The 13,199-nt window shown below is 74.9% G+C and carries 11 protein-coding genes and 1 tRNA gene; 10 read left to right on the plus strand and 2 right to left on the minus strand.

The window, feature by feature from the left end; all coding sequences use genetic code 11:
* Positions 1-32: 32 nt before the first annotated feature.
* Positions 33-1,085 carry an NAD(P)-binding domain-containing protein gene (locus tag AB2L27_RS16140; protein ID WP_370442515.1) on the plus strand — a complete coding sequence of 351 codons (1,053 nt, stop codon included), beginning with the start codon at positions 33-35 and terminating at the stop codon, positions 1,083-1,085.
* A gap of 25 nt (positions 1,086-1,110) precedes the next feature.
* The gene (locus tag AB2L27_RS16145; RefSeq protein ID WP_370442516.1) at positions 1,111-1,602 is read left to right on the plus strand and encodes a glutathione peroxidase; all 492 of its coding nucleotides are present in this window, start codon (positions 1,111-1,113) and stop codon (positions 1,600-1,602) included.
* A gap of 7 nt (positions 1,603-1,609) precedes the next feature.
* On the opposite strand, the gene AB2L27_RS16150 is transcribed toward AB2L27_RS16145, so the two are convergent.
* On the minus strand, positions 1,610-2,296 hold the full coding sequence (locus AB2L27_RS16150) for a SprT-like domain-containing protein (protein ID WP_370442517.1): 687 nt from the start codon (positions 2,294-2,296) through the stop codon (positions 1,610-1,612).
* 110 nt (positions 2,297-2,406) lie between these two features.
* A tRNA-Arg gene (locus tag AB2L27_RS16155) sits at positions 2,407-2,481 on the minus strand.
* A gap of 130 nt (positions 2,482-2,611) precedes the next feature.
* Between AB2L27_RS16155 and argS the strand changes: the two genes are divergently transcribed.
* The 8 genes from argS to prfA all read left to right on the plus strand — a co-directional run bounded on the left by argS (position 2,612) and on the right by prfA (position 13,196).
* Positions 2,612-4,276: an arginine--tRNA ligase gene (gene argS, locus AB2L27_RS16160; RefSeq protein ID WP_370442518.1), complete on the plus strand. Its 1,665-nt coding sequence runs from the start codon at positions 2,612-2,614 to the stop codon at positions 4,274-4,276.
* A 15-nt stretch (positions 4,277-4,291) separates the two neighbouring features.
* The gene (gene lysA, locus AB2L27_RS16165; protein ID WP_370442519.1) at positions 4,292-5,683 is read left to right on the plus strand and encodes a diaminopimelate decarboxylase; all 1,392 of its coding nucleotides are present in this window, start codon (positions 4,292-4,294) and stop codon (positions 5,681-5,683) included.
* A 111-nt stretch (positions 5,684-5,794) separates the two neighbouring features.
* Positions 5,795-7,111 carry a homoserine dehydrogenase gene (locus AB2L27_RS16170; protein WP_370442520.1) on the plus strand — a complete coding sequence of 439 codons (1,317 nt, stop codon included), beginning with the start codon at positions 5,795-5,797 and terminating at the stop codon, positions 7,109-7,111.
* On the plus strand, positions 7,111-8,190 hold the full coding sequence (thrC, locus tag AB2L27_RS16175; protein WP_370442521.1) for a threonine synthase: 1,080 nt from the start codon (positions 7,111-7,113) through the stop codon (positions 8,188-8,190). The genes AB2L27_RS16170 and thrC overlap by 1 nt, the downstream gene beginning before the upstream one ends.
* Before the next feature lie 14 nt (positions 8,191-8,204).
* Positions 8,205-9,218: a homoserine kinase gene (gene thrB / locus AB2L27_RS16180; protein WP_370442522.1), complete on the plus strand. Its 1,014-nt coding sequence runs from the start codon at positions 8,205-8,207 to the stop codon at positions 9,216-9,218.
* Positions 9,219-9,561: 343 nt separating this feature from the next.
* The gene (gene rho, locus AB2L27_RS16185) at positions 9,562-11,682 is read left to right on the plus strand and encodes a transcription termination factor Rho (protein ID WP_370442523.1); all 2,121 of its coding nucleotides are present in this window, start codon (positions 9,562-9,564) and stop codon (positions 11,680-11,682) included.
* A 148-nt stretch (positions 11,683-11,830) separates the two neighbouring features.
* A complete protein-coding gene (rpmE, locus tag AB2L27_RS16190; RefSeq protein ID WP_367639502.1) occupies positions 11,831-12,046 on the plus strand; it encodes a 50S ribosomal protein L31 in 216 nt (71 codons plus the stop codon).
* Positions 12,047-12,134: 88 nt separating this feature from the next.
* Complete coding sequence (gene prfA, locus AB2L27_RS16195) at positions 12,135-13,196, plus strand: peptide chain release factor 1 (RefSeq protein WP_370442524.1); 1,062 nt, start codon at positions 12,135-12,137, stop codon at positions 13,194-13,196.
* Positions 13,197-13,199 lie beyond the last annotated feature (3 nt).

Raw genomic sequence — 13,199 nt, forward strand, 5'->3', positions numbered from 1 at the left:
ACTGGTGCGCGGCGTCGAGCGGGGGGAGGGGCGTGAGTCCCGCCCTGCACACCGTCGACGTGGTCGTCGTCGGGGCCGGGCAGGGCGGCCTGTCCGCCGCGTTCGCCCTCGACCGCGCCGGGCTGGACCCCGGACGCGGGTACGTGGTCCTGGACGCCGGCGACGAACCCGGCGGCGCCTGGCGGCACCGCTGGCCCGGTCTGGTCATGGCCCGCGTCAACGGGGTCCACGACCTGCCCGGCTTCCCGCTCGGCGCCGTCGACCCGCGGGCCCCGGCGCGCGAGGTCGTGCCCGCCTACTTCGCCGAGTACGAGCTGCGGCTGGGGCAGCCCGTCCGCCGGCCCGTCGTCGTGGAGGACGTCCGTCCCGCCGGGGCCCGGCTGCTCGTCACCTCCTCGGCGGGGACGTTCGCGGCGCGCGCGGTCCTCAACGCCACCGGGACGTGGACCCGGCCGTTCTGGCCGTCCTACCCCGGCCGGGAGACCTTCCGCGGCCGGCAGCTGCACACCGCCGACTACGCCGGTCCGCAGGAGTTCGCCGGGCAGCACGTCGTCGTCGTGGGCGGGGGCGTCTCGGCCGTGCAGCACCTGGAGGACCTCACCGCCCACGGCGTCGGCACGACGTGGGTGACGCGCCGCGAGCCCGTCTTCCGGGAGGACTTCGACGTCGAGGCGCGCCGGGAGGCCGTGGAGGTCGTGGCCCGGCGGGTGGCGGCGGGGGAGCCGCCCGGCAGCGTCGTGTCGGCCACCGGGCTCCTCCTGACCCCGGAGGTGGCGGCGCTGCGCGACCGCGGCGTGCTCAAGCGCCACCCGGCGTTCACGCGCGTCACGCCCGACGGCGTGGAGTGGGCCGACGGGTCGCGCCAGGGCGCCGACGCGATCCTGTGGGCGACCGGGTTCCGTCCGGCCCTGGACCACCTGCGCAGCCTGCACCTGCGCGAACCCGGTGGCGGGATCCTCGTCGAGGGCACCCGCGTCGTGCGCGAACCGCGGCTGCACCTCGTCGGCTACGGGCCCGCGGCCAGCACGGTGGGGGCGAGCCGGGCCGCCCGCCAGGCCGTCCACGAGGTGCTCACCGGACGCTGAGGGGCCGCGGGTACGTTCTGCGCCCATGAGCTCCCCCTTCTCCGTCCCCCTCACCGCCCTCACCGGCGGCCCGCTGCCGGCCGAGACCCTCGACGGTCGTGCCGTGCTCGTCGTCAACGTCGCCTCCCGGTGCGGGCTGACCCCGCAGTACGAGGCCCTGGAGGCCCTGCACCGGGAGTTCTCCGACCGCGGGTTCACCGTGCTCGGCGTGCCCTGCAACCAGTTCAAGGGCCAGGAACCGGGCACGGACGCCGAGATCGCGCAGTACTGCTCGGCCACGTGGGGCACGACGTTCCCCATGACGACCAAGGCCGACGTCAACGGCCCGGACCGCCACCCGCTGTACGAGGCGCTCACCGCGACGCCGGACGCCGACGGGGAGGCCGGGGACGTGGCCTGGAACTTCGAGAAGTTCCTCGTGGCCCCCGACGGCCGCGTCGCGGGTCGCTTCCGGCCGCGCACGACCCCGGAGGACCCGGCCCTGCGGGCGGCGGTCGAAGCGGTCCTGCCGCGCTGAGCAGGGCTCACGCGCCCACGGGTTCGGCCAGGGCGAACGGCACGGTGAGCACGCCGTGCCGCACCCGGACGTGGTACCGGGACCGGCCCACCGTCACGACCTCCCCGGTGCTGCCCGCGTGCGGACCACCGCCGCCGACCCGCACCCGGGTGCCGACGTCCAGCCGCTCGCGCACGACGGGGCCGGTGCGGCCGGCCTCCAGGTGCGCCCAGTCCTCCCGGTAGCTCTCCGGCAGCGCCGACACCGGGACGGGGCGGCCCCGGAAGGCCCAGCGCACGACGTTCGCCGGGTCGAAGCCCGGCCCGCAGCGCGCGCACGCCACGACGCGGGTCGGGCGCCGGTGCCGGGTGAGGACGTGGCCGGCCGGGCAGGTGCCCGTCCACGCACCGGGCGGGCGCGGCGCGCCCGAGGTCCGCTCGCCCGAGCAGCCGATGCGCCGGGCCGCGGCCCGCCACACCGCGTCGTGGCCGTGCCCGGGGCCGACGAGGGCGTGGGCGATCTCGTGCAGCACGGTGTCGCGGACCTCGGCCTCGGTGTGCAGGGCCGTCAGCGGGGCGCTCAGCCCGATCTCGCGCCGGTCGGCCCGGCAGACCCCGGCCCGCGTCTTCGCGCGGTCGAGCACGACCGTCCAGCCGTCCAGCCCGTGCCGGTCCAGCAGCTCCCGCGCCATCGCCAGCGCCTCGCGCCCGTCCACCCGCACCCCTCGCCCCGCACCACCTCGACGTGCCGCATCAGAGCACGGGGCTCCGACACGGGCCCTGGACACGGCGAAGGGCGCCGCACGGTGTGCGGCGCCCTTGGTGGTGGTGCCCCCGGCAGGACTCGAACCTGCGCACACGGCTCCGGAGGCCGATGCTCTATCCGCTGAGCTACGGGGGCCCTGCGGTGCGTCGCAGACACTACCAGCGATGCTCCGCGTTCCCGACCAGACCCGCCCCGTCCGGCCCTCCCGCGCAACCCCGCGGGTGGCGGACGGAGGCCGGGCCCTGCGCCGGTAGGCTTGCCGCTCGTGACTCCCGCCGAGCTCTCAGCTGCCCTGAGGGACGCCCTGACCGCGGCCGTGACGGCCGCAGAGCTGTCCCTCGACCCCGCCGACGTGCCGGCCGAGGTCCGCGTGGAGCGCCCGAAGAACCGCGACCACGGGGACTGGGCCACCAACGTGGCCCTGCAGCTGGCGAAGAAGGCCGGGACGGCCCCGCGCGAGGTCGCGTCCGTGCTGCAGCGCCGCCTGCAGCAGGTCGAGGGCGTCGAGGCGGTCGACATCGCCGGTCCGGGGTTCCTCAACATCACCCTGGAGGCCGCCGCCGCCGGTGACCTCGCCCGCGTCGTCGTCGAGGCCGGCCCGGCGTTCGGGCGCGCCGCGGTGCCCAGCGGCGAGAGGGTGAACCTGGAGTTCGTCTCGGCCAACCCGACCGGTCCCATCCACCTCGGCGGCACCCGCTGGGCCGCCGTGGGCGACTCCCTGGCCCGCGTCCTAGAGGCCGGCGGCGCGCAGGTGACGCGCGAGTACTACTTCAACGACCACGGCGCGCAGATCGACCGGTTCGCCCGCTCGCTGCTGGCCCGCGCCCACGGCGAGCCGGCGCCGGAGGACGGTTACGGGGGCGACTACATCGGCGACATCGCCGACGCCGTGCTGGCCCGCGTGCCCGGTCTGCTGGAGCAGCCGCGCGAGCAGCAGCAGGAGACGTTCCGCCGCGAGGGCGTCGACCTCATGTTCGGCGAGATCAAGCAGTCCCTGGCCGAGTTCGGCGTCGAGTTCGACGTGTACTTCCACGAGGACTCCCTGCACGGCACCGGCGCGGTCGACCGCGCCGTGCAGCGGCTGCGCGACCTGGGGCGGATGTACGAGGCCGACGGCGCGACCTGGTTGCGCACCAGCGACTTCGGCGACGACAAGGACCGCGTCGTCCTCAAGAGCGACGGGAACCCGGCCTACATCTCCGGGGACCTGGCGTACTACCTCGACAAGCGCGAACGCGGTTTCGACCGCTGCGTGATCATGCTCGGCGCCGACCACCACGGCTACGTCGGCCGGATGATGGCGATGTGCGCGGCGTTCGGCGACGAACCCGGTGTGAACCTCGAGATCCTCATCGGCCAGATGGTCAACCTCGTCCGCGACGGCGTCCCCGTGCGGATGAGCAAGCGCGCCGGCACGGTCGTGACGATGGAGGACCTCGTCGGCGCGGTCGGCGTCGACGCGGCCCGGTACTCCCTCGTGCGCTCCAGCGTCGACTCCAGCATCGACATCGACCTGGACCTGCTGACGAGGCGGACGAACGACAACCCCGTCTTCTACGTGCAGTACGCCCACGCGCGCACCGCGAACGTCGCCGTCAACGCCGCCACGGCCGGGGTGCGCCGGCAGGACGCCTTCGACCCCGCGCTGCTCACGGACGAGACCGAGTCGCTGCTGCTGGCCGCCCTCGCCGAGTTCCCCGACGTCGTGCGCCGCGCCGGGGAACTGCGCGAACCGCACCGCGTCGCGCGCTACCTGGAGGAACTGGCCGGGCGGTTCCACAAGTTCTACGACGCCTGCCGCGTCACGCCCCGCGCGGGCGAGGACGTCACCGACGTGCACCGCACCCGGTTGTGGCTCAACGACGCCACCCGCCAGGTGCTCGCCAACGGTCTGGCCCTGCTCGGCGTCTCGGCGCCGGAACGCATGTGAGGGGGAGGGACACCCGTGGCGGACATCGCCGTCGTCCCCGCGTGGCTCACGCCGCCGGCTGACGTCAACGAACTCCTCCCGCAGCTGTGGGCGCAGACCGTGACCCGCGGCACCGACGGGGCCCTGCGCGTCGGCGGAGTGGGGGTGGACGACCTGGCGCGCGAGCACGGCACGCCCCTGTTCGTCGTCGACGAGCTGGACTTCCGCTCGCGGGCGGTCGCCTTCCGCGACGCCTTCGCCGACGCCTTCGCCGACCTGTGCGGCGGGGCGGACGTCTACTACGCCTCCAAGGCGTTCCTGGCCACCGGTGTGGCCCGCTGGCTCGCCGAGGACGGCCTGCACCTGGACACCGCCTCCGGTGGTGAGCTCGCCCTGGGGCTGCGCGGCGGGGTCCGCCCGGAGCGGATCGCGCTGCACGGCAACAACAAGTCCCGCCGTGAGATCACCACCGCGCTGGAGGCCGGCGTCGGGCGGATCGTCGTGGACTCCCTCGGGGAGATCGACCTGGTGGCCGACCTGGCCCGGGAACGGGGCGTGGTGGCGCCGGTCATGCTCCGCGTCACCGTGGGCGTGGAGGCGCACACCCACCAGTACGTCGCGACGGCGCACGAGGACCAGAAGTTCGGGCTGTCGCTGGCCTCGGGGCAGGCCGAGACCGCCGTCGCCCGCGTCCTGGCCCGGCCCGAGCTGCGGCTGCTCGGCCTGCACAGCCACATCGGCTCGCAGATCTTCGACCTCGGCGGGTTCGAGGTCTCGGCCCGGCGGTTGCTGGAGCTGCACCGCCGGGTGGAGCGCGAGCACGGGGTGGAGCTGCCCGAGATCGACCTCGGCGGCGGGTACGGCGTGGCCTACACCTCCGAGGACACCCCGTTGCCGCCGGCCGAGATCGCGGGCCGGCTGGCCGAGATCGTCGCCCGCGAGTGCCTGGTGCAGGGGATCGCCGTGCCGCGGGTCTCGGTCGAGCCGGGCCGGGCCATCGCGGCGCCGAGCACCTTCACCCTCTACGAGGTCGGCGCGACGAAGGACGTCCAGCTCGACGGGGGCACGCGGCGCCGGTACGTCTCGGTCGACGGCGGCATGAGCGACAACATCCGCACAGCCCTGTACGACGCGGACTACTCCGCGACGGTCGCCTCGCGGGCCTCGACGGCCACCGGGGTCCTGTCCCGCGTCGTCGGGAAGCACTGCGAGAGCGGGGACGTCGTCGTGCGCGACGAGTTCCTGCCCGACGACACCGGCGCGGGGGACCTGCTGGCCGTGCCCGGCACGGGGGCCTACTGCCGCAGCATGGCGAGCAACTACAACCAGGTGCCGCGCCCGGCGGTGGTGGCCGTGCGGGACGGGACGACGTCGCTGCTGGTGCGGCGCGAGACGCCGGAGGACCTGCTCGCGCTCGACGCGGGCTGAGGGGCCCGCCCAGCGCGGGTGAGAGGGTTGGCCGGGACTCCCGCCGGACGGGACGGACGGACGAGTCGGACGCACGCGTCGCGACGGACGGGCGGGGACGATGCTGGACGGATGTGGGGAGCACACGCGGTGGAGCCGGTGAAGGTCGCGCTGCTCGGGTGCGGTGTCGTGGGCACCGAGGTGGCGCGTCTGTTGACGACGCAGGCCGACGAACTGGCGGCGCGCGTGGGTGCGCCGCTGGAGCTGGTGGGCATCGCGGTGCGCCGCCTGGCCCGTGAGCGCGGGCTGGGGATCGACCCGTCCCTGTTCACGACCGACGCCGAGGACCTCGTGACGCGCGCCGACGTCGTCGTGGAGGTCATCGGCGGGATCGAGCCGGCGCGCTCGCTCATCCTGCGCGCCGTCGGGCACGGCGCCTCGGTCGTGACCGCCAACAAGGCGCTGCTGGCGGCCGAAGGCCCAGCGCTCTACGAGGCGGCCGCCGAGGCGGGGGTCGACCTCTACTACGAGGCCTCCGTCGCCGGGGCCATCCCGCTGCTGCGCCCGCTGCGCGAGTCCCTGGTCGGCGACCGCGTCACGCGGGTGCTGGGCATCGTCAACGGGACGACGAACTACGTCCTGGACCAGATGGACACCACGGGCATGGGCTTCTCCGAGGCCGTCGAGCAGGCCCAGGCCCTCGGGTACGCCGAGGCCGACCCGACCGCCGACGTGGAGGGCTTCGACGCCGCGGCCAAGGCCGCCATCCTGGCCTCCCTGGCCTTCCACACCCGCGTGGGCCTGGACGACGTGCACCGCGAGGGCATCTCGGAGGTCAGCGCGGCCGACGTGCGCGCCGCCCAGCTGCAGGGCTGCGTCGTGAAGCTGCTGGCCATCTGCGAACGCGGCACCGACGCCGAGGGGAACGAGGCCGTCTCGGTGCGGGTGCACCCGGCGATGCTGCCGCGCGGGCACCAGCTCGCCGGGGTGCGCGGCGCCTTCAACGCCGTCTACGTCGAGGCCGAGTCGGCCGGGCAGCTCATGTTCTACGGCCCCGGCGCCGGTGGGCAGCCGACCGCGAGCGCCGTCATGGGTGACGTCGTGGCCGTGGCCCGGCACAAGGTCGTCGGCGGTCGCGGGCCGGGGGAGTCGGCCTACGCGCAGCTGGCCGTGCAGCCGATGGCCGAGACGGTCACGCGCTACCACGTGCGGCTCGACGTGGCCGACCGGCCGGGGGTGCTGGCGCAGGTCGCGGGCGTCTTCGCCGCGCACGGGGTCTCGATCGAGGCCGTGCAGCAGCGCCACGACGACGCCGGGCGGGCCGTCCTGGTCGTCGTGACCCACAGCGCCACCGACGCGGCCCTGTCGGGCACCGTCGACGAGCTCGAACAGCTGGACATCGTGGACTCCGTGGCCGGTGTGCTGCGGGTCGAGGGAGGGGACGCCTGATGGCGCACGTGTGGCGGGGACTCATCGAGGAGTACCGGGACCGGCTGCCCGTCACCGAGGCCACCCCGGTGGTCACCCTGGGCGAGGGCGGCACGCCGCTCGTCCCGGCGCGGCACCTGTCGGAGCTGGTGCGCGGCCGGGTCCTCATCAAGGTCGAGGGCTGCAACCCGACCGCGTCCTTCAAGGACCGCGGCATGACGATGGCCATGAGCAAGGCCAAGGAGAACGGCGCCGAGGTCGTCATCTGCGCCTCCACCGGCAACACCTCGGCCTCGGCCGCGGCCTACGCCACCGCCGCGGGCATCCGCTGCGCGGTGCTCGTGCCCGACGGCAAGATCGCGATGGGCAAGCTGTCCCAGGCCGTCGCCCACGGCGCGACGATCCTGCAGGTCGACGGCAACTTCGACGACTGCCTGAACCAGGCCCGCAAGCTGGCCGAGGCCTACCCTGTCGAGCTGGTGAACTCGGTCAACCCCTACCGCATCGAGGGGCAGAAGACGGGGGCCTTCGAGGTCGTCGACGTCCTCGGTGACGCCCCGGACATCCACGCCCTGCCCGTCGGCAACGCCGGCAACATCACCGCGTACTGGAAGGGTTACACCGAGTACGCCAAGGACGGTGTCGCCTCCCGCACGCCGGCGATGTGGGGCTTCCAGGCCGCCGGGGCCGCGCCCATCGTCAAGGGTCACCCCGTCGACGAGCCCGAGACCATCGCCACGGCCATCCGCATCGGCCACCCCGCGTCGTGGACGGGGGCCACCGCGGCCCGCGACGACTCCGGCGGCCGCATCGAGGCCGTCACCGACGAGCAGATCCTCGCCGCGCACCGCTGGCTGTCGGCGCGCGAGGGCGTCTTCGTCGAACCCGCCTCCGCCGCGGGGGTCGCCGGTCTGCTCGCCGCCGCCGAGGCCGGGGAGGTCGAGCCCGGCCAGACGATCGTCATCACCGTCACCGGGCACGGGCTGAAGGACCCGCAGTGGGCCCTGCAGCTGGCCGCCGGGGCCGAGGGGTCGGTCGAGCCGGTCCGCGTCCAGCCCGACGCCGTCACCATCGCCCGCGCCATCGGCGTGGACGTCTGAGGAGCGTGGACCCCGTGTCCAGCCCCGCGAGCAGTCCCGCGAGCAGCCCGGTGGCGAGCCCGGCCCGCCCGGGCGTGCTCGCGGCGCTGCCCGCCGGCACCGCGGCCACCGTCCGGGTGCCGGCGACGAGCGCCAACCTCGGGCCCGGGTTCGACGCCTTCGGCCTGGCCCTGGACCTGTGCGACGAGGTCCGCGCCGAGGTCGTCGCCGGCGCGGGGCTGCGGGTGGGCGTGCAGGGGCAGGGTGCCGGTGCCGTGCCGACCGACGAGCGCCATCTCGTCGTGCGCGTCCTGCGCGAGGAGCTGGCCGCCGCGGGGTTCACCGCCCCCGGGCTGGACGTGCTGTGCCGCAACGCCATCCCGCACGGGCGCGGGCTGGGCTCGTCGGCCTCGGCGATCGTCGCGGGCCTGGCCGCGGCCCGGGCGCTGCTGCGCGCGGCCGGGGTCGTGGCCGAGGACGAGGCGCAGGTGCGCGACCGGGTCCTGCTCGAGGCCTCCCGCCGCGAGGGGCACCCCGACAACGCCGCCCCCGCCGTGCACGGGGGGTTCACCATCGCCTGGACGCGCGGGGAGGACCCCACGCACCCCGACGCCGTGCGCTGCGTGCGCCTGGCCGTGCACCCCGACGTGCGGGCCGTGGTGTGCGTGCCGGCCGAGGAGCTGGCGACGTCGCGGGCCCGGGCGCTGCTGCCGGCGACCGTCCCGCACGGCGACGCCGCGCTGACGGCCGGTCGCGCCGGGTTGCTGGTGCACGCGCTGACCGCCGACCCCTCGCTGCTGCTCGACGCCACCGAGGAACGGCTGCACCAGGCCCAGCGGGCCCCGGCCATGCCGGGTTCGGCCCGGCTCCTGGGGGCGCTGCGGGCCGAGGGGCTGGCGGCCGTGGTCTCCGGCGCCGGACCCAGCGTGCTGGTGCTGACCGACGAGCCCGGTGTGGAGCGGGTGCGGGCCCTGGCCGCACCGGGCACCTGGGACGTGCACGCCCGCCCGGTGCAGGACGCGGGCGTGCAGACGGTGCCCGGGCGCTGACCCGACCCCGACCCGCCCGCCCGTCCGTCCGCCCGTCCGCCCGTGCGTCGCAGGACGGTCCGCGGTGCGCCGAACGGGGGACCGGGAACGTGGGCGCGGCAGCGGGTGTTAGCATCGGAGACAGCACCCACGGCGGGACGTTCACGGTGGGGCTCTCTCGAGTCGAGAACCGTCCCAGCTGCGTCCACTCCCCGTCTCCGGGTGCGTCTCCACGTTCTCGCCGGGCTTCTGCGCCTGGCCGTGGTTTCCCATCCTGCCCATCGGGCAGTCACCGCGACACCCCCGGACCCGACGAAGCGCCGGTTCCGCCGGTCAGTCGCACCGACGAGGGGGAAGGACCTTCGTGACCGACACCACCGACATCGCCGCCACCGACGGCACGTCCGAGGCGCCCGCGCGCCGCACGGGCAGCCTGTCCGCGTTGCGGCTCCCGCAGCTGCAGGCCCTGGCGTCCGAGCTGGGCATCACCGGCACCGGCCGCATGCGCAAGGTGGACCTGCTCGCCGCCATCCGTGAGCACCAGTCCGGCACGGCGCAGAGCGGCGCCCGCACCGAGGCTCCCGCGCAGGCTCCGGCCCCCGCGGTCGCCGAGCCCGCCGCCCCGCAGGCCGAGCAGCCCGCCGCCGAGCAGCCTGTCGCCGAGCAGCCCGAGCAGCCCGCCCGGCAGGCCCCGCGCAGCCGTTCGCGCCGGGCCGGTGCCCCCGCCGGCGCCCCGCCGGCCACCGCACCGGCGGCCGAGGAGCAGTCCGCCGCCCAGGTGCCCGCGCAGGCTCCGGCCCCCGAGGTCCCCGCGGCCTCCGGTGCCTCCGAGGCCCCCGAGGCGGGGCAGGCCCCCGCCGCGCGCACGGAGCCGACGCTGGACGACTTCACCCGCAACCGCGGTGAGCGGTCCGAGCGCGGTGAGCGCGCAGACCGGTCCGAGCGCCAGGACGAGGCCCCGCAGCGGCTCTCGCGCCGCGAGCGCGCCCGGCGCGAGCGGGTCCGCGAACCCGACCAGCAGGTCGAGCTGCCGAGCATGCCCCGCCGCGAGGGCGCCGAGGGCGAGACCCGCCGGGACCGGCAGGAGCGCACCGACCGTCCCGAGCGCACCGAGAACCGGAACGACCGCGAGGACCGGAACGACCGGGGTGACCGGAACGACCGGACCAACGACCGGTCCGAGCGCGGTGAGCGCCCGCAGGCCGCGCAGCACGGCCCGGACGACGACGGTGACGGCGGCCGCCGCGGCCGGCGCAACCGCTACCGCGACCGCAAGGGCCGCCGCGGCGGCCGGGACGGCGGCGGGGCGCCCGAGGTCGACGAGAACGTCTCCGAGGACGACGTCCTGCTGCCCGTGGCGGGCATCCTGGACGTCCTGGACAACTACGCGTTCATCCGCACGTCCGGCTACCTTGCCGGCGCGAACGACGTCTACGTCTCCCTGGGCCAGGTGAAGAAGAACAACCTGCGTCCCGGCGACGCCGTCACCGGCGCCGTCCGCCAGCCCCGCGAGGGCGAGCAGACCGGGGCCCGGGCCAAGTTCAACGCGCTCGTGCGCGTCGACACCGTCAACGGTGCGCCGCCGGAGAACGCCCGGAACCGCCCGGACTTCACCAAGCTCACGCCGCTGTACCCGCAGGAGCGGCTGCGCCTGGAGACCGAGCCCAACGTCCTGACCACGCGCATCATCGACCTGATGTCGCCGCTGGGGAAGGGGCAGCGCGGTCTCATCGTCGCCCCGCCCAAGGCCGGCAAGACGATGGTCATGCAGGCCATCGCCAACGCGATCACGACGAACAACCCCGAGTGCCACCTCATGGTCGTCCTGGTCGACGAGCGGCCCGAAGAGGTCACCGACATGCAGCGGACGATCAAGGGTGAGGTCATCGCCTCCACCTTCGACCGTCCCGCCTCCGACCACACCGCGGTCGCCGAGCTCGCCATCGAGCGGGCCAAGCGCCTGGTGGAGCTCGGCAACGACGTCGTCGTGCTGCTGGACTCCCTGACCCGCCTGTCGCGCGCCTACAACATCTCGGCGCCGGCCAGCGGCCGCATCCTGTCCGGTGGTGTCGACGCCTCGGCGCTGTACCCGCCGAAGCGGTTCTTCGGGGCGGCCCGCAACGTCGAGAACGGCGGCTCGCTGACGATCCTGGCCTCGGCCCTGGTCGAGACGGGTTCCAAGGCCGACGAGGTCATCTTCGAGGAGTTCAAGGGCACCGGGAACATGGAGGTCCGCCTGTCGCGCCAGCTGGCCGACAAGCGCATCTTCCCGGCCGTCGACGTGCCGGCCTCGGGCACGCGGCGCGAGGAGATCCTCATGTCCCGCGAGGAGCTGCAGACCGTCTGGAAGCTGCGCCGCGTGGTCACCGCGCTGGACGCGCAGGCCTCCATCGAGCTGCTGCTGGACCGCCTCAAGAAGACCCGCAGCAACCTCGAGTTCCTGCACCAGGTCCAGACGTCCACCCCGCTGGTCCAGAAGGACTGAGGGGAACAACTCCCGGGGGTCGCCGGTTGTGAAGGACCGGCGGCCTCCTGTGGGAGACTGCTTCGACACCGCAGGTACCGGCTCACGCCAGCTCGACCGAGAACGACCAGGCGACCCGGTACCGACTGAGCGCCTTGAGGAGAGAACCATGAAGGCTGGGATCCACCCGGACTACGTCGAGACCCAGGTCACCTGCACCTGCGGCGCGACGTTCACCACCCGCAGCACCGAGAAGAGCGGGGAGATGCGCGCCGACGTGTGCAGCGCCTGCCACCCGTTCTACACCGGCAAGCAGAAGATCCTGGACACCGGTGGCCGCGTGGCCCGCTTCCAGCAGCGCTACGGCAAGAAGACCGCCAAGTAGTCCGCTCACAGCGCCGGTCCCACCGCCCTCCGGGGTGGTGGGGCCGGCGCTGTCGCGTTCCCGCCCCTCCGCCCACCAGGAGCCCTGAGTGTTCGAGACCGTCCAGCCGCTGCTCGACGAGCACGCCGAGCTCGAACGCCGGCTGGCGGACCCGGCCGTGCACGCCGACGCCGGGCTGGCCCGTCGCCTCGGGCGGCGCTACGCCGAGCTGCAGCAGGTCGTGGAGGCGCACGCGGCGTGGCGGGCGTCCACGGACGACGCCGAGGCCGCGCGGGAGCTGGCCGCCGAGGACCCCGGGTTCGCCACCGAGCTGCCCGGCCTGGAGCAGGCCGCGGCCGAGGCGGGGGAGCGGCTGCGCCGGGTGCTGCTGCCGCGCGACCCCGACGACGCCCGCGACGTGATCCTGGAGATCAAGGCCGGTGAGGGCGGGGAGGAGTCCGCGCTCTTCGCCGGCGACCTGCTGCGGATGTACCTGCGCTACGCCGAGCAGCGGGGGTGGGCGACCGAGCTGCTGGACGCCACGCCCAGCGACCTGGGCGGGTACAAGGACGTGTCGGTGGCCGTGAAGAGCCGCGGCGCCGCGGCCGAGGGCGTCTGGCACCGGCTGAAGTACGAGGGCGGGGTGCACCGCGTCCAGCGCGTGCCCGTCACCGAGTCCCAGGGGCGCGTCCACACCTCCGCCGTCGGGGTCCTCGTCGTGCCCGAGGCCGAGGAGGTCGAGGTGGCCATCGACCCGAACGACCTGCGCGTCGATGTCTTCCGCTCCTCCGGCCCCGGCGGCCAGAGCGTCAACACGACCGACTCGGCCGTGCGCATCACCCACCTGCCCACGGGCATCGTCGCGAGCTGCCAGAACGAGAAGTCGCAGCTGCAGAACAAGGAGCAGGCGCTGCGCATCCTGCGGGCCCGGTTGCACGCCGTGGCCCAGGAGGCCGCCGACGCGCAGGCCTCGGCCGCGCGCCGGTCCCAGGTGCGCACGGTCGACCGCTCCGAGCGGATCCGGACCTACAACTACGGCGAGAACCGCATCGCCGACCACCGCACCGGGTTCAAGGCCTACAACCTCGACACCGTGCTCGACGGTGAGCTCGACCCCGTCGTCCAGTCGGCGATCGACGCCGACGAGGCCGCGCAGCTCGCCGCCCACTGACCC

This window comes from Kineococcus halophytocola (genome assembly GCF_041276425.1).
In the GTDB taxonomy this organism is placed as follows: Bacteria; Actinomycetota; Actinomycetes; order Actinomycetales; family Kineococcaceae; genus Kineococcus; species Kineococcus halophytocola.